Below are 25,994 nucleotides of genomic sequence, written 5' to 3'. Positions count from 1 at the left end.
AGGCAGGCTCGATATTGGCATTGTCAGCGCTAAAGGCGTACTCCCTAAAAAGCTAACCTATAGCGAACTACAAACGTATCCGTGTTTAGCCATGTTTGAAAGTGATTTGAGTATCGACAGCGACAGGCTATCGTACTCAAAAGGCTCCGCCATGATGAAAATTGATGATGTATCTACCTTAAAATCGTTTTTACTCTCAGGTGCAGGTTGGGCAATGATGAGCCTAGAACACTGCGCTCTTGAAATAAAAGCAGGCTTACTTCAAGAAATACATATAACTGATCGAGAGCATAAGTTTAGCGCGCAAATTAGAGCCTTTAGGCAGCATGCAATGCACCACGGCCCTGTAGCGCGTACTATTTGGGAGCAATTTAAAGTACTTAGTGAGGCGTATTTAAATGAACGCTGATATTGATAAAGAAACACTTATTTATACTGTTATCGCAGGCATACCAATAGGAAAAGTAGCAAGCTATGGGCAAGTTGCAGCTCTTGCGGGCTATCCGCAAAACTCACGATTGGTGGGGCGCTTATTAAAAATGATGCCAAACGACTCGGTTATATCTTGGCACAGGGTAGTGAATAGCCAAGGTAAAATATCATTCCCTGAAGGTAGCGAAAAATACCAAGAACAGCGCGAAAAGCTATTATCAGAAGGCGTATTGTTTAAAAACGACAAAGTGAATATGCGCGAGTGCCGATGGGAGTGATGTGACTATTGTGGGCAGGTAAGTGCCATTTGCGGACATTGATGATCCTTGATGAATATAATGTATGAAGTCATAATTTAACCTCTTTGGCATGTTTAAATCTTGCCATGAGCAATTCTTTGACTAATACTCGGGCCTTCTCTACATCAAATGCTCTAGCGGCATACCCTTTTGCAAGAATTTCTTGAGGTAAATATTCATCAAACTTATCTATGGCTTTTTCTGCAATAGCATCAGCTAAATCAATTGCTGATATGGTTTGATCATCTCGAAAGCTTTTAAGAGCCCCGATAACATCATCAATTAAGGTATTCTCAACTTCTATAATTCCTGCAAATGCACCTGCTCCAAACCCTTTGTGTATAAGTACTGCAACGAGTGTATTTACAACTTTATCGCCGGCCCAGGGCAAAACAACGGCTGTATTGCCATACTGTAAGAAATGCGTACTTTCAAGTTTTGCAGTTTTAAAAAAGTCAGCACCTTCTTTGAAAAGTGCTTGAGCAACGGCATCTGCAAATTCAATTCTTTGTTCACCAACTTGAATTCTGTAGTCACCTTCTTCCAGAATTTTAAGCATTTCTTGTCTCACTACATCATGTACAACCATTCCTGAACCACCAAATTTAGGTGGTTTTCCTCCTTTTGCATGCTTTACTGAAATTACTTTTTTATCTGTATCAACTAGCTCAACCACCCAACGTTTACCGGCAAATACAATATGTTGGCCCTCTAAAATAAGGCTATCTACGGGTAATGACCCTAGTGTTTTACTACCCGTTACAATTCTAAATTCTTCAGAGGTTTTAAACACGGCATAAAACGTATAATGATTTGTTATTTTTTCACCCATAAAACCTAAAACTAGTTCACCACTTCCTAACTGGGTAATAAGATCTACCTTACCCATGTGAGATAGCAAATCTTTAAAATGTGTAACAGTAACTTGTTGGAATGGACCGTCTTCACAAAGTAATACGTAGATTTGATCTGCTCTTATACCTCCCCATTGCGCGATGAGAGCTAAAACTTGATGAAGTAATGTTGAAAAGTGATAGAGCGAAGTGTCTGCTGGTTCGTACCATTTACTTGCAACCAATAAACGTATCATCGCTAGCGATTGAACCAATTCAAGCCGAAGTTTATCTACAATACTCGATTTTTCTGTAAGGTCAGCCTCAGTTATCAGCATTCGCAAAATACTAGCGCCACCACGCCTACCTGAACGACCCATGCGCTGCCGTAAACTTGCAATAGAATGCGGCGCAGTAACTTGCACGACAGAGTCAACCTTGCCTATATCAATGCCTAACTCCAAAGTCATAGTACACACTGCTGTAGTGGGCATTTGCTCTTGCTGAAGCCGAGCTTCAAGTGTTTCTCGCATTTCTTTGGCTAACGAGCCGTGATGTGGAAAAAACTCGTTAGGCACAGTGTTACTCTCACACATCTCAGCAAGAGTGGTCGCAATGCTTTCGGTGCGACTTCTGCTGTTTGCAAACACTAAGTGGTTCCCACCACGGCAAAGGCCATATAAATCGTTACATACGCTTTGCTCCGCAGTAACCGCCTCATCTATTACTACAGCGCTTTCAATGTATCCCTTCACTTGCATTTTTAACGTTGATGAAGACTGCGTTTGCTTTATTATTTTACAAGACAGCGATTTATTGGGTCTTAAAGACGCAGGGACACTTTCTAAGTCACCTAAAGTGGCACTTAAAGCGGTTCTGGGTATTGGTGCGTTTACACGGCCAAGCAGATGCTCTAAGCGGTGCAGTAAGCTCAACAAGTGATGGCCACGCTCAGTACCAATAAATGCGTGAAATTCGTCTATAACTATATGCTTTAAATTCTGAAAAGCAGATTTTACCCAGCCACTGTCTCTTATTAATAATGACTCTAGGGACTCTGGCGTTATTAACATGATGCCAGATGGATTTCGTTTCAGCTTATTTTTTCGACCTTGAGGGCTATCACCATGCCAAGGTGTAACTTGTATGTCTAACAAGTCTGACAAGCTTTCTAGCCTTCGATCTTGATCGTTTATTAACGCCTTTAGCGGGCTGATATATAAAATGCCTACACCGCTTACTTGATCTGCGATACTACTTATTGCAGGTAAAAAAAATGCTTCTGTTTTTCCTGCGGCAGTAGAGGCACTAATAAGCACATCAGTCTTTCCTGAGAGGATAGGGTCAATTGCTAAACATTGTATCTCTCTGAGTCGATCCCAGCCTTGTTTAAAAATCCACTGCTGAATTCGAAAATCAAGCCTTTCGTGTGCATCAATCATAATTTAAAATCAGCTAGCTCATCGTCCTCAGATTCAATTTCTAACTCTACATCGGAAGGCTTCTCCTCTGCAATATCAACATTTTTAATTAAGCTGTCCCAAGAAATACTTGGGTTTTGATCAATCACAGCAAGCATATCCAAAAACGCCTTAATCGTATTTCTTGGCGTTCTGAAGTAAGCGTCTCCAATTGTTTGGCTACAATGGACTAGAAATGCTTTAAGGGACTCGTCAGGAACTAAATATAGCGATTCATCACCTGATGCGAAAACATGTCTCAGGTTTTTAAGTAGTATAAATAACTCTTCTGGCGTTAAACTTGCCAAGTGTAATGCAGGGGATGAGTAATCAATAACACCGGCTTGTTTTGCAAATGTGTTGCCAGCTAGGCGAGATTGCAGCGCTTCATAGCTATATAACCCTTTTCTTGGATCAAGTAAAAACTCGGGTGTACCACCGAGTAAAAACCCTAAGTACTCAGCCGATCCTTGTAAGCAGTCGTTGAGTATTCTTAGAATTTGCTCGTAATTTGATAATCGTGCTTGGGTGCTATTGAGTTTGTATAAATTTACCATTTCATCGAGGTTAACTAATAACCCTTCGTAGCCAGCTTGCCTTACAAATAAACTCATAAGCTTTAGAGAGTCATAAAACGACGCATCTGAGATAATACTTCTTATACCAAGATCTTTGCGAGCATCTGTTTTTGTTGCATATTCTGCTCTTAACCATTTTACAGCGTTGTTCTTAAGTTGCTCGTTATCTGTTTCATGGCCAGTCCAGTATGCTTCTATAACTTTTGCAAAGTCGTAACCACCTACAAGCTCAGAGAGAGACGCGAGCCTTTCGTGGATCACTGTGGTTATTTCTTTGCTTGTATTATCTGCTTCTTTTCGTGCCTCGGTAATAAACTTTTCAACCACACTGGTCAATGCATTACCATCAGGCTTATTACGAGTAGACATGTTTCTCATTAACTCAGAATACAAGTTTCTGGCTTGTCCAGATGATGCATGAATACGACGGTCAGGAGATAGATCTGCATTAACAGTAACTAACTTGCGCTCTAATGCTATCGCTCTTACAACACTTAAAAAGAATGTTTTACCTGAGCCGTATTCGCCAATAATTAACCGAAAAGCAGAGCCACCCTCTGTCACTCTGTCGATATCTTTAATGAGTGCTTTAAGCTCATTACCACGACCTACTTGTATATGCTGTATGCCGACTTTTGGGGTAACACCCGATTTAAGAGACTGTATAATTGCATCGCGCTCTTTTGATCTAATTTTTTTTGCTGCCATTGTTATAACTCCCTTATCTCTTCGACTATTTCTTCATCAATGTATATATCACCGTCATAATCAATTACTGGTGCATCCACTAAATCAAATGACCAGTCATTAATGGTTTCTATAGCACCATCGACCATTAATTTTAGCTCACTACACATTTGAGCTACCTCTTCGCGACCCCATTGCGCTTTAGCACATAGCTTTTCAAACAACTGGCTATGAGCCTGATCTAATCCATCAACTTCGTTTGTCAGCTCTGAGACTTCAATATAATCGCTTTCATCTTCATCTGAGGTAAATATCTTTTCCAGCATATTTTTAGCTTCTGTTGTTTGGCTTTCATGAAGGGCTAAGATTGTTTCATCTAAGCTAAATTCTGATGAATTTTGACTTTTTGGCACAAGCCGATGACTACTTGTAGTAAGCTGATGAATATCACTCGTGACAGACTCTTTATTCAACCCTAAATTCGTGTAGAGTTTCTCGATTTGTTTTACTTCTTTGTTATCGACGTTGCCATCAGCGAGCGCAATAGACAGAATAAACCGCTTCACAAATTCTATTTCTGTTTCACCTAAATTATTAAGTCTATTTTTTAAACCCGCATTATCCGATGGGGTAACTAATCGCCATGTAAGATAAGCCTTTAAAGATCGCTTTTCTGTATCCGTTAATTTCTCATCATGAGCAATTAGCTTTTCTAGCTCAAAACTTTCTGACTCATCTACAACCCCATCTATGTTTGCCACCATAGCACCTAAACGCAGTGCGACACCCACTTGGTTAAATACATGACTAGGGACAAACTCTTCCCCATGCCCTGGAGTAAATAAGACAAGTTTGCCATCTAATTTAGGTTTTGCATGGTGGTAACGCGAGTCAGGCGCAATACCTATATCAGCAAAGCTCGCTAGGTTATAAATGAGTTCACTTTCCTTTTTATTTATCGCTTTTGGTGCTGGTAAGTCTGTTTGCAACCAAAATTCAGAAACGTTTGTTACCCCATCATTTTCTACAATGATAGTCTTAGCCCACTTTTTAAACTTTTCAATTAATGGTGATGGTTGGCTATTAGTAATAGCGCGTGGAAGTAACATCAGTGCAGCTAAGTCATCTCTATTAGTGCCTGCTTTACCTAAGTAACGGCTATAACTAGCGAGCTCTTCAGCGGCTTTATCAGCAATAGGTATTAGTTTTTTAATAGGGGCTTTTAATATACTCGGGTCTGGTAAACTATCGAGTAAAATTTTAACGCTAGGAATACCACCGCTGGCGGCAAAGTACTCAGCGTTTAACTTGGTTTTATTTGGTTTAACTTGCATTCCCTCAGAGAATTTTTGATTGTAGTAAAGTTTAAAAAGTGCATCAAACTCTACATCGCAACGCCTAGCTGCGGTTTTTAAATTGTATTGGTCTGTATTTTTGATCCATTCAAGTGCCAACTCATCATCCACTTTTTCTGTGGCAACGATTTGCTCTGAAAGGCGTAATTTAAAAAGTAGTGAATGACGCGTCTTCGGTAATGCATGTTTTTTACCTTTAAGTAATTTAGGTTTAACTAAATACATAAACTCTAAGAGATTTGCTGAATAACCAGCAAAAGAGCGATTTGAAGCAAACACTTTATGTAAACGAAGTACTTCATCAAAAATATCTTCAAATTGTTCCTCTCCAACTTTATTATCTTGACCATTCTCAACAACAAATCTTTCAAATCCGTAAAAGTACAAAAACACAAAGCCTATTGGAGTATTAGCCGCACTTCTATCGGTTGCTAACCAATCAAGGTAGGCACCTCTAGACTCTTTAGATAATAAACCGTAGCTTGGCCAGTAGCCTAAAGATTCATCAGTTGGGAATTCGTTTGAATTAGTCCGTGGTGATATTACTGGTAAGTCTGCACAAATTAATGCTGGTTCAGAGCGATAACCAACCAATGATTCCATCACCCCACCTACGTACAGAAACCCCTTTAACTTTCGACTGTGAATAGTAACTTCTTGACCCTTGCTTAACCATTGAGCTTGTTTACCCTTATTGATATAGGTGTCTTCAGATACATTACTCTCAAAAATATTAAATGTGGCTAAATCGTCTTCAGAATTTCTCGAACTATCAGCACTTTCTATAGTTGGGGTAGATGTATTAACAACAGTGATGCGAGGTTTTGGAGTTGTCTCCTTTGAGGTTGCTAATTCATTAGTTTGTTCGTGTAATTCAATACTTACTGATGCTTTATCAATTTTAATAGATTTTATAGGGCTGATTGCACCATTGGATAGAGCTGATACAGAAGGCTTAGAGGCTGGCGTACTATAAGTGCCTTTTATGTCCGAGCTTGGATTATCTAATACTCGAGGCTTTGCTTTATTTGAATTTGAGCGAGAACTGGTAATTAACCAAATTATCAATATAACAACTGCAATTATTAAAATGAATTCCATGTAACATCCCTTTAAAAATGGTTGGTACCATTTTAGTTTTTAAAACTCCATCGACTACTAACATACTACTAAAAAAATCAGAAATGTATAATACTGCTGCTAGCTAATTGCACTTATTATTAATCAAACAATAAAGTCGTCTTTAATAAAGCTTAATTTTGTATAAGGCTCTCCAGTGATGTGACTTGACCATCAGTATTGTGCTCTTAAATTTGCAAAATTTTAAGATAAACTTGAGCTTAATCCATAGCTAGTGACTGACTGCTTCTCGCTCAAACCAGACCATTCTAATTGGCTTTACCTGCCTAATAAACATAATTACTAATTGAAATATAATGGCAAACACACCCAGCAATAACAAATAAGTGCCAGATAGCGTGGCTAAATTGGGTGCTTTTAGCGCTGTAAAATAATGTACCTAAACTATAAAAAATACCGCCGGCAAGTAGCCAGTAAAGTGCTTTTACATCAACACTTGAATAAAGCGGATATACAATAGCCAGTGCGAACCAACCCATGAGCAAGTAAGTGGCGAGTGATATTTTTTTATTACCGTTTTTTACAAATACTTTGTACGCCACGCCCGCCAGTGCCACCGCCCAAATAAATGTAAGTGTGGCCCATGACCAAGCACCGGATAATGAGATTAATAAAAAGGGAGTGTAGGTGCCGGCAATTAATAAGTATATGGCGCAGTGATCGCACTTTTTATAAAAGGCTCTTAAGCGCGGTTGAATACTGGCGTGGTACAAAGTGGATGACAAAAACAGCACAAATAGGCTGCTGCCGTAAATTGCAGTACTAATATATGCTTTAGTGCTGGTGGCTTGGCTAAATAAATCCCACATTACAAATACGGCAAATATAATACCGAGTGCATGGCTGATTACGTTTAATTTCTCTTCTTTACGGGAATAAGGCGCTTCTAACGACATAACTGTTCCTACCACTATTGGAATTAATTTCAGTGTACAACTGTACGCTGAAATTTTCAATCTTAGCTGTGAGTAATTCTAAATAACTTTATTTGATACGCTACTTTAGCTTTTACTTGATTTTAAAGAGAATTAATTCACTATGTTGGTGTCTAGTGTAATACATATTACGAGCTGAAATAACCATGAAACAAGATCTAAAAGCTGCTTTACTTACCGCCATTGTTTATCCTGGAGCGGGGCATTTTTCTCTAAAAAAACACCTAATAGGCGCTATTTTTGCGGGTGTATTTACTGTTTTTTTAATTTTAACCTTTCAAGATATATTTGCGATTGCACAGTGTACTGCAAATGAAATTGTACACGGTAAAATCCCCATGTCGGTTACGGCCATTTTAAAAGCCGCGCAACAACCTTCCGACGCCTGCGCTAAACTCGCTGAATATAAGTATGTACCTTTAATGATTATAATTTGGGTGCTGAGCATGATTGATGCATACCGTTTGGGCAGAAAAGTACTTCCCACAAAAAAATAAGCCAATTAATTAGAGCTAGGTTTGGTTGGCTTATTAATTGCCTCCCTAATATTTATTCCTGATATTTAGCTATTATTAATGGCGGTAATAATTATTATTGCCGCCTTTTCATTTTTATATATATTTCTTGTAACCGAGATTTTTTGCCTGCATCGTGTAAATGCCTGTATATACCCAGTAAAATCCTCAAACCTCGTTAAAACGCTCAATTGTTAATATTTAGTTAATTAAAGTCCTTCTCCTTGTACCTTTTTATTCATTTAATGTTAATAAGTAAATGATACTTTCTGCTCGCCAAATTAACTTTGTTTAACTGTTAAGTATTGGTTTTGTGACAATTTATTACATCAAGCAATGATGACTGATAATTTCAATTTAAGGAAATACGATGAATAACAGTTTAAATAATCATAAAAGAAAGGATTTTAAAGTGGCGAGCTTATCGTTAGCTTTATTATTAGGGTGCTCAACGATGGCCAATGCCGCTGTTGAGAAGTTAACGGTGAGTGGGAACCAAATTCTTGCGGGTGGAGAAAACACAAGCTTTGCAGGACCTAGCCTATTTTGGAGTAATACGGGGTGGGGCGCTGAAAAATTTTACACAGCAGAAACAGTAGCAAAGGCAAAAACTGAATTTAATGCAACATTAATTCGTGCAGCTATTGGCCATGGTACGAGTACCGGTGGTAGTTTGAACTTTGATTGGGAGGGCAATATGAGCCGTCTTGATACTGTTGTAAACGCAGCTATTAGCGAAGATATGTACGTTATTATTGATTTTCATAGCCATGAAGCACATACCGATCAAGCAACTGCAATTCGCTTTTTTGAAAACGTAGCGACCAAATATGGGCAGTACGACAATGTTATTTATGAAATTTATAATGAGCCGTTACAAATTTCGTGGGTTAACGATATTAAGCCTTACGCAGAAACAGTTATTGATAAAATTAGAGCAATCGACCCTGATAACTTAATTGTGGTTGGTACGCCTACGTGGTCACAAGATGTGGATGTGGCATCACAAAACCCGATAGATCGCGCCAATATTGCTTACACTCTGCATTTTTATGCTGGCACGCATGGTCAATCGTATCGAAATAAAGCACAAACTGCACTCGATAACGGCATTGCACTATTCGCCACAGAGTGGGGTACAGTTAATGCTGATGGCAATGGTGGTGTTAATATTAATGAAACCGATGCATGGATGGCATTTTTTAAAACAAACAATATTAGCCACGCTAACTGGGCTTTAAACGATAAAAACGAAGGTGCATCGTTATTTACTCCAGGCGGTAGTTGGAATTCACTAACCGCTTCAGGCACTAAAGTTAAAGAGATCATTAAAGGTTGGGGTGGTAGTACGGTTGCTTTAGACTCTGATGGCGATGGTATAAGTGATAGTAACGATCAGTGCGATAACACTCCCGCAGGTACAACGGTTGATAGTATTGGTTGTGCAGTAATTGACAGCGATGGTATTAGCGATAGTGTTGATCAATGCCCTAATACACCTGCAGGTGAAACTATTAATAATGTAGGTTGCGTTGTTGAAGTAGTTGAACCACAAAGCGATGTGGATAACGATGGTGTGAATGATGATATTGATCAGTGCCCAGATACACCCGCTGGTACAAGTGTTGATACAAACGGATGCAGTGTTGTAAGTTCAACAGATTGTAATGGTATTAATACATATCCTAATTGGGTAAAAAAAGATTATTCGGCCGGTGCGTTTACTCACAATAACACAGACGATAAAATGCAATATCAAGGTAATGCATACAGCGCAAATTGGTATACAAACAGCATTCCAGGAAGTGATGCTTCGTGGACGCTTATCTATAGCTGTAGTTAAACGCGTTAAATAAAATATGCGAAGAAGGTAAATAATACATTTACCTTCTTTTTAAAAGTATTAGCCTTTATAAACACTTTGGTGTTGATTAATGATGTTGTAGCTAGGGGAGTTTATGTTATCTATATAGCGCCAATCGGTTGTGATTTGCTCTTTAGTAATAGTCACTAACATATATCCACGGTGTGATAAGTCACAATAGTTTAAGTCGTTTATTAACAATGAAAGCGAGTCAGCCATTTGCTTTGCTTGTGCTGTATTAAGCGCTAAATAATGCTCCATACCCGGGGATGTAACACCAGGCGTTGCAAATTCTACTCCTATGCTTTCGCCTTTTGCATTTTTTAATGTGCCATGCCACGCATTGTGCGTATCACCTGCAACCACGACTAACTTTTTATTTAATGCGGTAACGCTTTTGTATAATGCTTCGCGCTCGCTTGGGTAACCATCCCACGCATCTAAATTGTAAGGCATTAAAGTATTTACGCGTGCGAGTTGCTCAGGTGTTACCGCTTTATTAGCTAACACGGCTTTTTTAATGGCAACAAGCTCTTTTAACACCTGAGGTATTTTAGTGCGATCGGATTGCGAGAATATTTCAGTAGGTAGCCACATTTTAGTCATCAATACTTGCTGGCCCAATACTTGCCATTTTGCATTTGATTTAGTTATTGCACTCGTAAGCCAGTTTAGTTGTGTGTTACCTAGTAACTGCCTACTTGGATTATTTAAATCACTGGCAAAGCGCGCAACATCCATTTGTTTGGTCTCTAGGTTTTTATAGTCGCTGTAAGCGAGTTGTTTATCGCGTGCTATTACGCGCGTATCTAGCATGTGCAAGCTTATTAAATTACCAAAATCGAAGGTGCGGTATATTTGCGGGCTTTGCTCGCCCATAGGCGGTCTAATTGGCAGCCATTCGTAATAGGCTTGAATAGCTGCTGCACGGCGCATAAAAAAGTCACCTTCATCAGGGGTATGATTTTCAGCACCACTTTTATAGGTATCGTTGGTAACTTCGTGATCATCCCATATTGCAATAAAAGGCGCTGCAGCGTGAAGAGCTTGAAGGCCTTGGTCTGTTCTGTAAATAGCATAGCGCTTACGATAGTCGCTAAGGGTAATAATTTCACCACTGTTATCGGCTGCNAATTGGCGGCCAATTTTTTCAGCATTTTCGGTAGCGTATCCGCCCATTGGGTATTCGTAAATGTAATCTCCCAAATGCAGTACCACATCTAAATCTTTTTGTTTAGCGGCATCGGTGTAGGCATTAAAGTACCCAGCAGGATAGTTTGAGCACGACACAACAGCCATTTTTACTTGTTCAATGTTATTTATTGGTAGTGTTTTAGCACGGCCAATTGGGCTTTGTGTATTTAAACCCATAAACCGATAAAAGTACTCTGTGTTTGGAGTAAGTTCTTGCACATCTATTTTTATTGTAAAGTCTCTGCTTTTATCTGTTTGTTCGCGCCCGCTGCGGATGATGTTTTTAAATTGAGAGTCACTTGCCAGTTCCCAAGCAGCAGTAACTTCAAAATTTGATTGAGAAGTAGTTGCACGTGTCCAAATTATTAAAGCATTACTGAGCGGATCGCCACTGGCTACACCGTGTTTAAATTCAANATAGCCGATAGTGGTTTGTTTGTTAATGTTTGAGCACAACCTGTAATGGCACTCGATACTGCGACGGTAAATATGCTTGCTGCTGAGGTTTTTAAGAAATTTCGACGTGATGAAAGGGTCATACTGCACTTTTTGAATTATTTATAGTGGTGTGCACTTTAGCGGGTAGATATGACGTTTTTATAAACGCTAAATGTATTTAGTGTGACGGTATTAATACATTTAAACCCTTTTATTTATTAACTAAAAAGTAGTCAAAAAATTAAATTAAATGGTTAAATTAACAAGGTATGAATTTTTTAAATTAAAGAGATGCATGTAAAATTGTTTAATTACAGTTGCTTACGATTTATTTTTATGTTGGCACAACCCTTGAGTATGTAACTACGTCTAAACAATACACAAACAAGGAATACCATTATGAAACATTCAATTAAAATCGCTATGGCAAGTTTATTAGTATTAGGTTCTGCGCAAGTACATGCAACAGAAGTGGACCTAGATGTAACTGATATATTAACTCAAAGTGTAGCAAGCTACGTAAAGCAAACCACAATCGAGCTTGAAAAATCACTAAAGGAAACGCTTTATTTTGATGCTAAAACTGTTTTAGAGGGTTTATTAGATGAGCCCGTTTTAACACATAGCACAACGCTTAAAAATACTGACACTAGTATAAAAAACGTAAAATAAATTATTTAAAGGATTAAAACGATGAGCAGTGAACTTGGATTGTTTGCATTAATGTTAGCACCCGTAGTCAGTATGATTAGCGCTTATTACTCGGTTCAAGTGTTTAAAGCTATGGGAGGTTGGTTTAATCTTTAGCCAATTATATAGCTGGTAATTAATTCGATTCATACAAAGCTGATCGACTTAGCAAAAGCGCACGTAAATAAAGGCAGAGTGTTTGAAAGAAGTAGACTTTATGAAACGTGCGATTTTTCCATTACCCATTTTTATGTTACCTGAAGGCTATACGCGATTACGCATATTTGAGCCTCGCTATTTAAATATGGTTAAAACCGCATTAAAAAACAATACAGGGTTTGTGCTTTGTACATTTGAGCACGACACACCATTTAATATAAGCGCGCAAGGTTGCCTTGTTGATATTATTGATTTTGACCAAGACGACAACGATGTATTATTAATCGATGTGTTTGCTTCTCAAAGCGTTCAAATAAATGACGTTTATCAAGACGAGGACGAACTGCGACATGGTTTGGTGTCTTCTTGTAATACGCCATATTGGTATAAGGATTCTAACAACTCAGTTGGCGAACATGACTTATTGCATGATGCGCTTTTAAACGTGTTTAAAAGTAATCCGGAACTTAATTTACTGTACAAAAAAACTCACTTTGACAAACTGCCTTGGATTGCAGCCCGTTGGCTTGAGCTCCTACCTATTTCTATTGAGAAAAAACAGCAACTTGCGTTTGAAACGAACTTTGATAACTTACTGAATTTCCTCCATACTGTGATTAATAACGAATTTGCCTAAATTTTATGATCCTAAATTAATTATTGCCCGTATTACTTAATACAAAAGCAATAACGGGATAAATTATTATGGTAAGTCAACAACAATCACCACGTTGTGAACCTAATACAGGTAAGTACACTGCCATGCCAGAAACGCCGAGTAAAGAACTCATGCAAGCGCTTATAGATGTTGCACAGTCACGCGATAAAAAAGCATTTTCCTACTTATTTGAATACTTTGCGCCAAAAATTAAACGCTTTGGAATTAAGCAATTTGGTGTTGAAGCTCAAGCAATGGAGCTTGTGCAAGAGACGTTAACATCTGTTTGGCGTAAAGCACATTTGTATCACAGTGATAAAGGTGCGGCTACTACTTGGGTTTATACCGTTATGCGTAACGCTTCATTCGATATGCTTCGTAAAATGAAAAGTAATAAAGAAGAAAACATAAGCGAAGATATTTGGCCGTTATTAAACGAATCACAAGATACACATTACGAATACAGTGATCATTTAGAAGATAAACAAATTAAACGTTATTTAGACAAATTACCTATTGCTCAACGCGAAGTGGTAAGAGGCGTTTATTTTCAAGACATGTCGCAAGAGCAACTTGCACATCAACTTAATATTCCAGTAGGCACGGTAAAATCACGATTACGTTTGGCCTTGCAAAAATTACGTAATGAAATGGGAGATCAGCATGATTAAACATCACCCGAGTGAAACTTTACTGACACAGTATTGCGATGCATCACTTGCTACATCATTGAGTTTAGCCGTTTCTATTCACGTAGACATGTGCCCTGTGTGCCAAGCTAAAGTAGCTAAAATTGAAGCAAGTAATGCAAATGCATTATTTAGTGAAGAGCCTGCTAAATTTGAGAAACCTCAAACTGAAAAATCTGATTTACTTGAAGAATTTGAACTAAATGTTCTCGATATGATCATGTCTGATGATTCTATCGATGAAGTTTACGAAGTAGAGCCTGTTTCTATTAAAGTTAATGAGCATAACTATCAGCTTCCACGTGCGCTAACGCGTATTTCTCACAGTAAATTTACCCAAGTGGGTAAGCTTGCGAGATCTCGTATTGCATTAGATGATGGTGCACTGCGTTCTAGCTTGTTACATATTGATGCTGGTGGTGAAATACCAGAACACACGCACACTGGCTTTGAAGTTACTTTACTCCTAGATGGCGAGTTTAGTGATGAAGAAGGAAAATATGTCCCAGGTGACTTTATATGGCAAGATAGTAGTCACCAACATACTCCTTTAACAAAAGATGGTTGTTTGTGCTTTACAGTTGTCAGTAGTGCGCTACATTTTAATAAGGGCTTCAGCAAGTTACTAAATCCAATAGGTAATTTGATTTACTAAGAGAATTTATGCACACAGATATAATAAAAATAGGTATAAGCGCCTGCTTAGCAGGCGAAAAAGTTAGATTTGACACAGGTCATAAAAAGTCAAATTTCTGTATGGATGAGTTAGGTAAACACGTTGAATATACACGGTTTTGTCCGGAGGTAGCGGTAGGTTTACCAATACCTCGACCAACTATTCGCCAAGTTAAAGTGGGAGATACTATTAAAGTATGTCGCCCAGATGGTACTGGAGACGTAGGCCAACAACTTACCGAGTATGGTAAAAAAGTTGCAACAGAACAAGCTAAAGAGTTGAGCGGGTTTGTATTTTGCGCAAAAAGTCCAAGCTGCGGCATGGAGCGCATTAAAATATACAACGAAGCAGGCACGGGTAATACTTCTGAAGGCGTTGGTTTTTTTGCTGAGCAAATAATGAAGCACAACCCATTATTGCCATGTGAAGAAAACGGTCGCTTAAATGACATGCATTTACGTGAAAACTTTGTAATGAGAATTTACGTATTTAAAAATTGGCAAAAGTTGGTACAAGAACCACTAACGGTTCACAAGCTTACTCAATTTCATTCTCAGTATAAGTACTTGTTGATGGCTCACAATTACCAAGCTTATCGAGATTTGGGTAATCTGCTTGGAACGTTCGTAGGTGACAATATAAATGCAGTTGCGGATGAATATATTTTAGGTTTGATGACGGGTTTGAAAAAGCCAGCTTCTCGCAGAAATAATTGCAACACCCTAATGCATTTACAAGGCTACTTTAAAAATGATTTATCAAAGGTTGAAAAACAAGAACTTCGTGATGCGATAGACGAATACCGCGAAGGATTGGTGCCATTGTATGTACCACTTACTTTGCTAAAACATCATTTGAAAGTTCATCCGAATGAGTACCTTGAAAAACAAGTGTTTTTTAACCCATACCCTCACGATTTAAAACTACGATTTGGTATTTAATGGATACATTATTTTGGTTTAGGCGCGATTTGCGCCTTTTTTCTAATGAAGCGTTAATTCAAGCGCTAAATAATGGCGCTAAACACGCCATTTTTTTTGTGTCTGAAAAGCAGTGGCAACAACACCAAGCTGCGCCTATTCAGATTGACTTACTCAAGCGCCGAGTTACTTATCTTCAATCACAACTTGCTGATTACGGTATTACTTTACATATTATTGAAGCGCCTAGCTTTAGTGATTGTACGCGCGAGCTGATTAACTTTTGTAAAGCAAACGATGTAAAACACGTAATTGCTAATACAGAGTATGAGCTTAATGAAGTAAACCGCGATAAAGCAATTTTGCATGAATGCGATGAGCTTTCTATTACTTTTACTTTGTACGAAGGTGATTTAATTGCGCCTGCAGGCTCTGTCAAAAATCAAAGTAATGAAATGTATAAAGTGTTTACTCCCTTTAAACGTGCATGGTTAAAGCAGTATCAAGATACACACTTTAGTTTGCCACAATGGCCTTTAACTTCTGAGCCAATAAAATTTGATGAAAGCGACTTACTAAAAAGTGATGGATGCTCAGATAAGTGGCCGGTTGACGACGAAACACTCTCTACCGTAGTTGATAATTTTATATGCGACAAACTTACAAGTTACGACGACCAGCGTGATATTCCCAGTGTAAAAGGCACATCGGGTTTAAGCCCGTATTTAGCACTAGGTATTGTAAGCACAAAGCAACTGCTTATTAATATTCAGCAGCGTTATCCTGATATTTTAACTACATCAAAAAGTAAAACGTTTACGTGGATTAACGAGCTTGTTTGGCGCGAATTTTACAGACATTTAATTGCTGAATTTCCGAAGCTTTCGCGCGGCGATAACTTCAACGAAAAGTATAATGCTGTAGTGTGGCGTAAAAGTGAAAGCGATTTTAAAGCATGGTGCGAAGGGCGTACAGGTTACCCATTAGTGGATGCAGCAATGCTACAACTTAAGCAAACCGGTTGGATGCATAATCGTTTACGAATGGTTGTTGCAAGCTTTCTAACTAAACATTTATTAATAGACTGGCGTGAAGGTGAACGCTTTTTTATGCAGCACTTAATTGATGGCGATTTAGCCTCAAATAATGGTGGTTGGCAGTGGGCTGCAAGTACGGGCTGTGATGCTCAGCCTTATTTTAGAGTTTTTAATCCTATCAGACAAAGCGAGCGCTTTGATCCAACGGGCAAGTTTATCCGTAAGTATTTGCCAGAGCTTGAAAACGTGCCAGATAAACACATTCATTTTCCACACACATATTTAGCCGCAACAGGCAAAGATAAGGAATGTTACTGGCCAGCAATAGTTGATCATAAAGCGGCACGAGAACGTGCACTTGCTGCATTTAAGGTGTGATATGGATAACCAGTTACCAGTAGATAAATTTGTTGAAATATACCAACAGCTTGATAGCACTAATCTTGATTTATTGAGTGATATTTACTGTGACAACATACAGTTTATAGACCCGATGCACGAAATTAACGGCATTGTAGAATTGCGAAGATACTTTGCTAACTTATACAGCAATGTTAAGCATTGCCAGTTTGATATTACTGATTCGTTTAATAGCGGTAACAATGCTTTTATTTATTGGACTATGCATTATGCACATCCAAAGCTGTCATCAGGTAAAACTATCTCGGTAGACGGTCATAGCAAGCTTATTTTTAAAGATGGCAAAATTATTAAGCACAGAGACTACTTTAATGTGGGCGAGTTGTTATACAAACACATTCCTTTACTTGGTAGCGTTATAAAGCTAATTGATAAAAGGGCAGGTTAATTATGATCACACTTATAACGGGTGCTACATCAGGTATTGGCGAGCAGCTAGCAATTAAATATGCACAGCTAGGAGACACTGTTATAGCTTGCGGTCGTAATAGTGATAAGCTCGCCGAGCTTGCTAAATATGACAATATCCAAGCATGCAAATTTGATGCAACTAACCTGCAAGATATAAAAGAGTCGACAGTTGGCTTTCCTCATTTTGACCGTGTTATTTTAAACGCTGGTAATTGTGAATATATAGATGATGCGCGCAATTTTGATAGCGCGTTGTTTGAGCGTGTAATAAACGTTAACTTACTTTCTATGGGGTATTGCCTTGAGGCGTTACTTCCTAAAATAAATCCAGGCGGCCAACTTGTTTTGGTCAGCTCAAGTGTTACTTATCTTGCGCTACCTCGTTCAGAAGCTTATGGCGCATCAAAAGCGGGTGTAAGTTACTTAGCAAAAAGCTTAGCGGTTGATTTAAATGATGTTGATGTGACTTTAGTTCATCCTGGGTTTGTAAAAACGCCACTTACTAATAAAAATGATTTCCCGATGCCTATGGCCGTTACTGCTGAAAAAGCAGCTGACTACATGATTAAGGGTATTCAAAAACGCCGCAAAGACGTTCATTTCCCTTATCGTTTTACACTTATATTAAAAGCTTTACGCATTTTACCACTGCCGATTTGGCTTAAAATCGCAAAAGGATTAGCCCGTTGAAAAAAATAGCAATAATAGGAACTGGTATATCTGGTTTAACATGTGGGCATTTGCTTCACAAACATTACGATGTAACCGTATTTGAAAAAAATGATTATATAGGTGGCCATACAGCAACGGTTGATGTTGATGTGTGTGGCATCAAATACGCAATAGATACTGGCTTTATTGTATTTAATGACCGAACTTACCCATATTTCGAAAAGCTACTTTCGCGCATTGGTATTGATAAACAAACAACCCAGATGAGCTTTAGTGTGCATAACGAAGCCACTGGTTTTGAATACAATGGACATACGTTTACAAGCTTATTTGCACAGCGTCGTAATATTTTTAGACCTAAGTTTTGGCGATTATTGTACGACATTGTTAGGTTTAACAAACTGTGCAAAGCAATGCATGAAAAAGGTGATTACCAGTCTGATCAATCATTAGGGCAATTGCTTAACGATAACCAGTTTAATGACTTTTTTAAATACCATTATATTCTTCCTATGGGCGCGGCTATTTGGTCTACCAGTATTAAAGAAATGGAAAACGTAGGCGTTGAGTTTTTTGTTAAGTTTTTCTTTAATCATGGGCTTTTAGATGTAACCAATAGACCACAGTGGTATGTAGTACCAGGAGGCTCTCGTCAGTATATAAAGCCGCTGATCAGAGGTTTTGCTGATAAAATTAAACTTAATACAGATATTAAATCTGTTACGCGGCAAAATGATGAAGTAACAATAGAGTTTGCCAATGGTGAGCAAAGTAAATTTGATAAAGTAATATTTGCTTGTCATTCAGATCAGGCGCTTGCACTACTGGGTGATGCTACTGAGCAAGAAAAGTCAGTATTGGGTGCAATAGCTTACACTGAGAACTCAGTGGTGTTGCACACCGATACAAACCTTTTACCAGATAGAAAAGCGGCATGGGCAAGCTGGAACTACCTACTTAACAACAACACTGATAAAGCTGCTGTTGTAACTTACCAAATGAATATTTTGCAAGGTATACAATCAGATACACAGTTCTGTGTAACGCTTAACCATCTTGAAGGAATAAGCCAAAGTAAAATTTTGCGCGAGTTTACTTATCACCACCCTGTATTTAACCAAGAGTCTATTGCGGCTCAAAAACTTAAACACAGTATTGACGGACACAACAATAGTTATTTTTGTGGCGCTTATTGGTACAATGGTTTTCATGAAGATGGCGTACACAGTGGTGTAGATGTAGCCAAGCAACTTGGGGTCGAATTTGACTAGTGCAGTGTATTTAGGCGATGTTAAACATCGCCGTTTTGCTGTTAAAGAACATCGCTTTAGTTACCCTCTGTATATGATGTGGGTAGATTTAAATAATCCTCAACAACTAAATGGTGTGCATAAACACATAGGTACGTCAGGCTTAAAGGCGTTAAAGTTTAATGAAGCTGATTATTTTAAAGGCACCTCACAGCTTGCTAAACGTCCTCTTATTGAGCGTGCACACGAACAACTTGCCAATTTAGGTATTACTGAAACCTTTACTCATATTTACATGCTTGGGCAACTTCGTTGTTTTGGTGTGTATTTTAGTCCTGTTAATTTTTACTTTTTTGGTCATAACGACACCCGTTTTAAATACATGATTGCTGAAGTAAGTAATACACCATGGAACGAACGTCATTATTATTTAGTACCTTTAGAAAAAAAAGTGAACTTTAAAAAGGTTTTTTCCGTATCACCTTTTATGAATCTAGATATGAACTATCATTGGCATGTTAAGCAATCGCCTGATAAAACATTGATACACATTGAAAATAAGCGAAATGAAGAGCTATTATTTGATGCTACACTTCGCTTAAAACGTAAAGAACTTACTAAAGAAGAAGTTAATAAGTTATTTAAACGTTTTCCGGCCATGACATGGTCTATTTTCAAAGGTATTTATTATCAAGCGTTAAAGTTGTTTATTAAACGAGTTCCTTTTTTAGGCCACTCAGGCAAGCCATAAAGCACATAGATAGTCAGGACAATTAATAGGTATTTCAATGGATAAAGTGTCGAGCTTAAATTGCGAACAAAGCACAAACTGGTTAACTAACATATATAAAAAATTAGTGACTAAAGCCTTCTCGTCAATTGAAACAGGTCAAGTTGTTTTAATTGAAGGGAATGAGCGTACAGTTTTTGGCGACCCATCTTCAGTGCTAAAAGCAACAATTATTGTAAACGATAAAGCTATGTATAAGGCATTTGCATTATCTGGGAGCGTTGGCGCTGGTGAAGCGTATATTTTGGGGCATTGGTCTTGTGACAACTTAACCTCTTTCATTGAGATATTTGCTATAAATGAGAAGCAACTTGATGAGTTTGAGAAGAAATTCGCATTTTTTAGCAATATTGCACACCGGTTTAATCACATAAAAAATAAAAATTCTGAATCGGGTTCTAAGAAAAACATCGTTGCTCATTACGACTTAGGTAATGATTTGTACGAATCATTTTTGAGTAAAGAAATGCTTTACTCAAGTGCTGTATATCCTTCAAAAGAAGCGACGCTTGAAGAGGCTCAACAATACAAGCTGAAACGCATTTGTGAGCAAGTTGAGCTTCAAAAAAATGATTCAGTAATTGAAATTGGTACAGGGTGGGGGGCTTTTGCTATATATGCAGCCACACATTACGATTGCCATGTAACAACAACAACCATATCTGATGAACAACATGATTATGTCGCTAATAAAATTTCAGAGCTTGGTCTTGAAAGTAAAATTACATTACTTAAGCTTGATTACAGGCAATTGAGAGGAAAATACGACAAGCTTGTTTCTATCGAAATGATAGAAGCGGTGGGCCATGAGTACTTACCTAGCTTTTTTACCCAATGTGGTGAATTGTTAAAAGATGACGGTGCCATGCTCATACAAGCTATAACTATTGGCGATCAGCGTTATAAGCATTACTTAAAAAACTCTGATTTTATTCAGCAGTATATTTTTCCAGGCGGGTGTTTGCCATCACTTAACGAAATGAGTGAGCAGATTAAAAATAATACCGACATGGTAATTCATACTGTTAATGATATTGGTGCACACTACGCAAGAACATTAGCAGACTGGCGAAGCCGTTTTATAAAAAGTTGGCCTGATTTGGACCGCTCAAAATTTGATGAACGTTTTTATCGTTTATGGTTGTTTTATTTTGCTTATTGCGAAGGCGCCTTTAGAGCTAGAGCAACAAGTACGGTGCATTTAATGGCGCGTAAACCACGTTTTGTTAGCGATAACGATGATATTGCGCTCGGTTACTAATTTTGTTTTATTTCAAGCAGTGTGGTTTTTATCCTTGCTGCTTGAAGCTGATTCGCTACTTTTTAGCGGATTGATTATTGTTTTAATGTTTTGGTTGTCAAAACAAAAAAAACAAGACACCTTACTTCTTATTAAAGTCCTACCTTTAGCACTATTATTAGAATTTATAGCAGTAAAGTTAGGCTTGTTAGAATTTAAAGTTTATCCCTTCCCTTTATGGCTCGTCTTTTTATGGGCTGCGTTATTACTTTCTTTAAATACTTCTATGGTTTTTTTGAGTAAATTAAAGCTTTGGCAGGCCTTTTTAGTATGCATGGCTTTTGCGCCAGCAAGTTATTGGGCTGGAGCACGCTTTGAAGTAATAAGTTTAGGTTTACCTTTATGGCAGTTTTGGCTCGTTTACGGTGCGCTTTGGTCTACAGTGTTTACTGTTATTCTTTTTATAAACCAAAAAATCAAGTTATTCATCAATCGCTGATCGCCCACAATTCCCATTTCGTAACATTACTCATTGACTCAAGGGAGCTTATTTTGAAATTTTTACTAAAGACAGTTACTTTTTATTTGCTTACAACTTCAATTGTTTTAGCTAACACACAGTTTAACAAAGTAGGCGAAGCACGAATGGAGTATTTATTTTGGGATGTATATGACGCGGTTTTATTTACCCCTTCAGGTAATTACAGCGCAGGAACGCATCCTATTAAATTTAAACTTACCTATTTACGTGACTTTGAAGCTAAAGAAATCGTAAAAGCAACAAATGAGCAGTGGGAGCATATTGGAAAAAAAGAGCTAGCAGACAAATACGACAGTAAATTATTGTCTATTTGGCCTGATATTAGACAAGGTGATTCGCTAACGTTAGTCACAAATGAGCAGGGTATGAGTACTTTTTATCATAATGATGAAAAAATTGGCGAAATAAATGAACCTCAATTTTCGAGTGATTTTTTAGCCATTTGGCTGGATGAAAAAACCTCTGAGCCGAAACTACGAAAGCAACTATTAGGGAATTAATATGAATGTATTTAACTCGTTTAAAACAGCTCTTGTATGCTTATCTGCTTTGTTGCTGATAAGCTGTTCGGCACCAAATGTAGAGCATTATAAAAATACATCGCCAAACTTTGACTTTAAAACATTTTTTAGTGGAAATTTGAAAGCCTACGGTGTTGTACAAGACTTTAAGGGTGAATTGACCCGCAAGCTTGTCGTAGATATGAATGCGAGCTGGGATGGTAACCAGGGCGTTATTGAAGAAGACTTTGTTTATGACGATGGCGAAACTCAAAAGCGTATTTGGAAAATAACGTTAAACGAAGACAATAGTTTAACGGGTGTGGCAGATGATGTTATAGGTACTGCAAAAGGTAGAAGTGATGGCAGCGTATTTCATTGGAATTACGATGTAGAGCTTCCATACGATGGCAGTACTTTAAAAGTGAATTTTGATGATTGGATGTACCTGGTTACACAATCGCGCTTGATAAACCGCACATCTATTGTTAAGTTTGGAGTCGAGGTCGGGGAAGTGACCTTAGTGATCGAAAAAATATAGCTTATTTACCCAGTTGCTTAACTTGCGCCAAAATTGTACTCAAATTAAGTCTTTGTTAACCCAACACGCTGTATTTTACAGAGAATTATTTAAATTTTACTCATTTTTTAAGAATTTAAGCAAAAAATGCAATTTGCTGTTGCTAACTCTTCAAAAATGCATAAAGATAGGTTTTGCGAAGGCAAAATAATAACGAATAGGAATCTAACAATGAATAAAGCTCAATTAGTTGAAAAAATTGCTACTGATGCAGAAATCTCTAAAGCCGCTGCTACTCGTGCTCTTGACGCGTTTACAGGTGCTGTAACTTCTTCTTTAAAAGAAGGTGATTCAGTAGCATTAGTTGGTTTTGGTACTTTCTCAGTAAAAGAACGTGCAGCTCGCACTGGCCGTAACCCACAAACGGGTGCTGAGATCCAAATCGCAGCGGCAACTATTCCAAGCTTTAAAGCAGGTAAAGGTCTTAAAGACCAAGTAAACCCTTAATAGGTTTAACGAATTAAATTAAAAAAAGAGCTAATTAGCTCTTTTTTTTTATGTTTAATAAAGACATCAATTGATGCCTTTATATTACAAATTTATGCTTTTAAGGCTTTATCGCCTCGACCAATGCCAACAGCGCCAGAACGTACAACTTCAATAATATCGGTTTCATGACGAAGAGTGTCTAAAAACGATTCTATTTTGTCTGTACTGCTCACTAATTGTAGACTATAGCTTTGTCGGCCCATATCTAAAATAGCACCTTGGAACACATCAACTACTCGCGTAACCGCTGCACGAGTCGTCTCGTCTTGAGCAAAGACCTTAACAAGCAATAGCTCACGTTCAATGTGACTCATTTCTGTTAAATCGATAATTTTAAGCACGTCGACTAATTTGTTAACCTGCTTTGTAATTTGCTCTACAACTCTGTCATCACCCATAGTGGTAATGGTAATACGTGATAGTGATTGATCGTCAGTTGTGCCAACAGTTAGGCTGTCGATGTTATATGCACGTTGTGAAAAAAGCCCAACAATACGTGATAGGGCACCTGGTTCGTTTTCTAATAAAATAGATAAAATACGACGCATTATGCTTTTACTCCTTTACGTAACCACATCTCATCAATGCCGCCTAACTTAATTTGCATTGGGTATACATGTTCTTTTTCATCAACGTTTATATCTAAAAAGACTAATCGGTCGTTAATTGACATTGCTTTATCGATAGCAGGTTGTAACTCATCTAGTGTGTTTACTTGTATGCCTACATGGCCGTAGCTTTCAACTAACTTAACAAAATCAGGTAGTGAATCCATGTAAGATGATGAATGACGTCCACCGTAAACCATGTCTTGCCATTGGCGTACCATACCTAAAGAGCGGTTATTAAGTGATACAACTTTTACCGCTAGGTTGTACTGTAAACAGGTTGATAGTTCTTGAATATTCATTTGAATAGAGCCATCACCCGTAATACACACAGACTCTTTATCAGGAAAGGCTAGCTTTACGCCCATTGCAGCAGGTAAACCAAAGCCCATGGTGCCTAAGCCGCCTGAGTTGATCCATTGACGAGGATGCTTAAATGGATAATATTGCGCTGCAAACATTTGATGCTGACCAACGTCTGAACTTACGTAAGCATCGCCATTAGTGGCTTTATAAACCGCTTCAATTACAGCTTGTGGCTTAATTTTGTCGCCATCAGTGTTGTAGCTTAAGCACTTTTGTTCGCGCCAGCTGATAATTTGTCGCCACCAATCTTCTTGCGCGCTGCGGTCTATTTTAATTGGGCTTTTATCAATACCCGCTTGTAGTTGTTCAAGTACGGTTGCTAAACAACCTACAACTGGTATGTGTGCTTTAATTGTTTTAGAAATTGAAGTAGGGTCAACATCCACATGAACAATAGTGGCATTAGGGCAAAACTTTTGAACATTATTAGTTACCCTGTCATCAAATCGGGCACCAAGCGCTAAAATTACATCGGCGTTAGCCATTGCTTTGTTTGCCTCAAGCGTGCCGTGCATGCCTAACATACCTACAAAGTTTGGATGCACACCTGAAATACCACCCAATCCCATTAGTGTATTTGTAATGGGGGCATTTAATGATTCAACTAAATGCGTTAATTGCTCTGATGTATTTGAAATAACAATACCACCACCAGAGTAGATAACCAGTTTTTTGGCCTCTAAAATAGCTGTTACGGCTTTGCGAATTTGTTTTGAGTGCCCTTTAGTATTAGGGCTGTACGTTCTCAGCTCGGTGGTTTTAGGAAATTCGTATTCAAACTTAATAGCAGGGTTAAGCATATCTTTTGGAAGCTCAACAACGACAGGACCTGGGCGACCAGTGCTAGCAATATAAAAAGCTTTAGCTAAGATTGTAGGGATGTCTTTAGCACTTCTACAGTTAAAACTGTGTTTAACTACAGGGCGAGAACAACCCACAATATCGGTTTCTTGGAATGCATCGTCGCCAATCAAATTTGTAGGCACTTGGCCTGATAACACAACCATAGGAATTGAATCCATGTAGGCCGTTGCAATACCTGTAATACAGTTTGTAGCGCCAGGGCCTGAGGTTGCAAGTACAACACCAACGTCTCCAGTAGCGCGGGCATAGCCGTCAGCCATATGTGTTGCAGCTTGTTCGTGACGTACTAATATATGTTCAATGTCATCTTGCTGAAAAAGTGCATCATATAAGTCTAAAACCGAACCACCGGGATAGCCAAATATGTATTTTACCTTTAACTCTTTTAATGCCTGAACTACTAGTTCAGAACCATTATATTCTTGTTTGCTCATCCTCATTCCTCTGTGCGCTTTTTTATGCATAAAAAAACCCCCGCGTAGTGCGAGGGTTTTTAAAAAGCAGTATCACCTTTTAATACATCCCCGCTGGGCTTATAACTAAGACCAGTACGAGTACGACTAAAAGATTAATGTGTGTGTTCATAGTTTTTACTCTACTTAGCAAAACACTGCTTTTAAATTAAAGATTTTGTATAGGTTTATTTTTAAGGGTTTTAAGCCTTTATGTCAACCTTGAAAGCTGTTTTTTGCATTTTAAATTCG

General features: G+C 38.1%; 24 protein-coding genes and 2 pseudogenes. 19 read left to right on the top strand and 7 right to left on the bottom strand.

What is annotated here, in order from left to right; translation table 11 throughout:
* Positions 1–409, top strand: a pseudogene (locus L655_RS0119515) (LysR family transcriptional regulator); the annotation flags it as partial.
* Positions 399–710: an MGMT family protein gene (locus L655_RS0119510; RefSeq protein ID WP_024606020.1), complete on the top strand. Its 312-nt coding sequence runs from the start codon at positions 399–401 to the stop codon at positions 708–710. The pseudogene L655_RS0119515 and the gene L655_RS0119510, both read left to right, overlap by 11 nt.
* A gap of 70 nt (positions 711–780) precedes the next feature.
* Here the strand turns inward: L655_RS0119510 and L655_RS0119505 are convergent, their stop codons facing one another.
* The 4 genes from L655_RS0119505 to L655_RS0119490 form a co-directional block, all read right to left on the bottom strand.
* The gene (locus tag L655_RS0119505; protein WP_024606019.1) at positions 781–3,006 is read right to left on the bottom strand and encodes a DEAD/DEAH box helicase; all 2,226 of its coding nucleotides are present in this window, start codon (positions 3,004–3,006) and stop codon (positions 781–783) included.
* On the bottom strand, positions 3,003–4,310 hold the full coding sequence (locus L655_RS0119500; protein ID WP_024606018.1) for an ATP-binding protein: 1,308 nt from the start codon (positions 4,308–4,310) through the stop codon (positions 3,003–3,005). Before L655_RS0119500 ends, L655_RS0119505 begins: the two co-directional genes overlap by 4 nt.
* Before the next feature lie 2 nt (positions 4,311–4,312).
* A complete protein-coding gene (locus L655_RS0119495; protein ID WP_024606017.1) occupies positions 4,313–6,745 on the bottom strand; it encodes a TerB N-terminal domain-containing protein in 2,433 nt (810 codons plus the stop codon).
* Positions 6,746–7,050: 305 nt separating this feature from the next.
* Entirely contained in the window at positions 7,051–7,680 is a 630-nt protein-coding gene (locus tag L655_RS0119490; protein WP_024606016.1) for a hemolysin III family protein, read from the bottom strand.
* 185 nt (positions 7,681–7,865) lie between these two features.
* Here L655_RS0119490 and L655_RS0119485 point away from each other — a divergent pair, with 185 nt between their 5' ends.
* Positions 7,866–8,216, top strand: coding sequence for a hypothetical protein (locus L655_RS0119485; RefSeq protein ID WP_024598121.1), 351 nt, complete (start codon positions 7,866–7,868; stop codon positions 8,214–8,216).
* 388 nt (positions 8,217–8,604) lie between these two features.
* A complete protein-coding gene (locus L655_RS0119480) occupies positions 8,605–10,077 on the top strand; it encodes a cellulase family glycosylhydrolase (RefSeq protein WP_024606015.1) in 1,473 nt (490 codons plus the stop codon).
* Between the two features lie 60 nt (positions 10,078–10,137).
* Here the strand turns inward: L655_RS0119480 and L655_RS01000000125915 are convergent.
* A pseudogene (locus tag L655_RS01000000125915) lies at positions 10,138–11,831 on the bottom strand (alkaline phosphatase D family protein).
* 298 nt (positions 11,832–12,129) lie between these two features.
* On the opposite strand from L655_RS01000000125915, the gene L655_RS0119470 reads away from it, so the two are divergent.
* The 15 genes from L655_RS0119470 (at position 12,130) to L655_RS0119395 (ending at position 23,410) form a co-directional block, all read left to right on the top strand.
* Positions 12,130–12,402, top strand: a complete 273-nt coding sequence (locus tag L655_RS0119470; protein ID WP_024596914.1) for a hypothetical protein — start codon at positions 12,130–12,132, stop codon at positions 12,400–12,402.
* A 235-nt stretch (positions 12,403–12,637) separates the two neighbouring features.
* The gene (locus L655_RS0119460) at positions 12,638–13,216 is read left to right on the top strand and encodes an LON peptidase substrate-binding domain-containing protein (RefSeq protein WP_024596915.1); all 579 of its coding nucleotides are present in this window, start codon (positions 12,638–12,640) and stop codon (positions 13,214–13,216) included.
* 68 nt (positions 13,217–13,284) lie between these two features.
* A complete protein-coding gene (locus tag L655_RS0119455; protein ID WP_024606014.1) occupies positions 13,285–13,908 on the top strand; it encodes a sigma-70 family RNA polymerase sigma factor in 624 nt (207 codons plus the stop codon).
* Positions 13,901–14,581: a ChrR family anti-sigma-E factor gene (locus L655_RS0119450; protein ID WP_024606013.1), complete on the top strand. Its 681-nt coding sequence runs from the start codon at positions 13,901–13,903 to the stop codon at positions 14,579–14,581. Before L655_RS0119455 ends, L655_RS0119450 begins: the two co-directional genes overlap by 8 nt.
* Before the next feature lie 8 nt (positions 14,582–14,589).
* The gene (locus tag L655_RS0119445; protein ID WP_024606012.1) at positions 14,590–15,543 is read left to right on the top strand and encodes a DUF523 and DUF1722 domain-containing protein; all 954 of its coding nucleotides are present in this window, start codon (positions 14,590–14,592) and stop codon (positions 15,541–15,543) included.
* The gene (gene phrB / locus L655_RS0119440) at positions 15,543–16,937 is read left to right on the top strand and encodes a deoxyribodipyrimidine photo-lyase (RefSeq protein ID WP_024606011.1); all 1,395 of its coding nucleotides are present in this window, start codon (positions 15,543–15,545) and stop codon (positions 16,935–16,937) included. Before L655_RS0119445 ends, phrB begins: the two co-directional genes overlap by 1 nt.
* Position 16,938: 1 nt before the next feature.
* A complete protein-coding gene (locus L655_RS0119435) occupies positions 16,939–17,367 on the top strand; it encodes a nuclear transport factor 2 family protein (protein WP_024606010.1) in 429 nt (142 codons plus the stop codon).
* Positions 17,368–17,369: 2 nt separating this feature from the next.
* Positions 17,370–18,080, top strand: coding sequence for an SDR family NAD(P)-dependent oxidoreductase (locus tag L655_RS0119430; protein ID WP_024596920.1), 711 nt, complete (start codon positions 17,370–17,372; stop codon positions 18,078–18,080).
* A complete protein-coding gene (locus L655_RS0119425; RefSeq protein WP_024606009.1) occupies positions 18,077–19,333 on the top strand; it encodes an FAD-dependent oxidoreductase in 1,257 nt (418 codons plus the stop codon). Before L655_RS0119430 ends, L655_RS0119425 begins: the two co-directional genes overlap by 4 nt.
* Positions 19,326–20,063 (top strand): DUF1365 domain-containing protein, encoded by a 738-nt coding sequence (locus tag L655_RS0119420; RefSeq protein WP_024606008.1) that lies wholly within the window; start codon positions 19,326–19,328, stop codon positions 20,061–20,063. The genes L655_RS0119425 and L655_RS0119420 overlap by 8 nt, the downstream gene beginning before the upstream one ends.
* 37 nt (positions 20,064–20,100) lie before the next feature.
* On the top strand, positions 20,101–21,363 hold the full coding sequence (locus tag L655_RS0119415; RefSeq protein ID WP_024606007.1) for a cyclopropane-fatty-acyl-phospholipid synthase family protein: 1,263 nt from the start codon (positions 20,101–20,103) through the stop codon (positions 21,361–21,363).
* Positions 21,341–21,841, top strand: coding sequence for a DUF2878 domain-containing protein (locus L655_RS0119410; protein WP_024606006.1), 501 nt, complete (start codon positions 21,341–21,343; stop codon positions 21,839–21,841). Before L655_RS0119415 ends, L655_RS0119410 begins: the two co-directional genes overlap by 23 nt.
* A 53-nt stretch (positions 21,842–21,894) precedes the next feature.
* Entirely contained in the window at positions 21,895–22,383 is a 489-nt protein-coding gene (locus tag L655_RS0119405) for a chalcone isomerase family protein (protein WP_024606005.1), read from the top strand.
* Position 22,384: 1 nt separating this feature from the next.
* Positions 22,385–22,924, top strand: a complete 540-nt coding sequence (locus L655_RS0119400) for a DUF3833 domain-containing protein (RefSeq protein WP_024606004.1) — start codon at positions 22,385–22,387, stop codon at positions 22,922–22,924.
* A gap of 210 nt (positions 22,925–23,134) precedes the next feature.
* The gene (locus L655_RS0119395) at positions 23,135–23,410 is read left to right on the top strand and encodes an HU family DNA-binding protein (RefSeq protein ID WP_002962474.1); all 276 of its coding nucleotides are present in this window, start codon (positions 23,135–23,137) and stop codon (positions 23,408–23,410) included.
* 92 nt (positions 23,411–23,502) lie between these two features.
* Here L655_RS0119395 and ilvN read toward each other — a convergent pair whose 3' ends face one another.
* Both ilvN and L655_RS0119385 read right to left on the bottom strand, forming a co-directional pair.
* The gene (gene ilvN, locus L655_RS0119390; protein ID WP_002960314.1) at positions 23,503–24,000 is read right to left on the bottom strand and encodes an acetolactate synthase small subunit; all 498 of its coding nucleotides are present in this window, start codon (positions 23,998–24,000) and stop codon (positions 23,503–23,505) included.
* Complete coding sequence (locus L655_RS0119385) at positions 24,000–25,724, bottom strand: acetolactate synthase 3 large subunit (RefSeq protein ID WP_024596926.1); 1,725 nt, start codon at positions 25,722–25,724, stop codon at positions 24,000–24,002. Before L655_RS0119385 ends, ilvN begins: the two co-directional genes overlap by 1 nt.
* Positions 25,725–25,994 lie beyond the last annotated feature (270 nt).

It is taken from the genome of Pseudoalteromonas sp. TAE79, from assembly GCF_000498015.1.
GTDB lineage: Bacteria > Pseudomonadota > Gammaproteobacteria > Enterobacterales > Alteromonadaceae > Pseudoalteromonas.
Note: the sequence above shows the minus strand (reverse complement) of the source record. Positions and strands in the feature narration are given on the sequence as shown.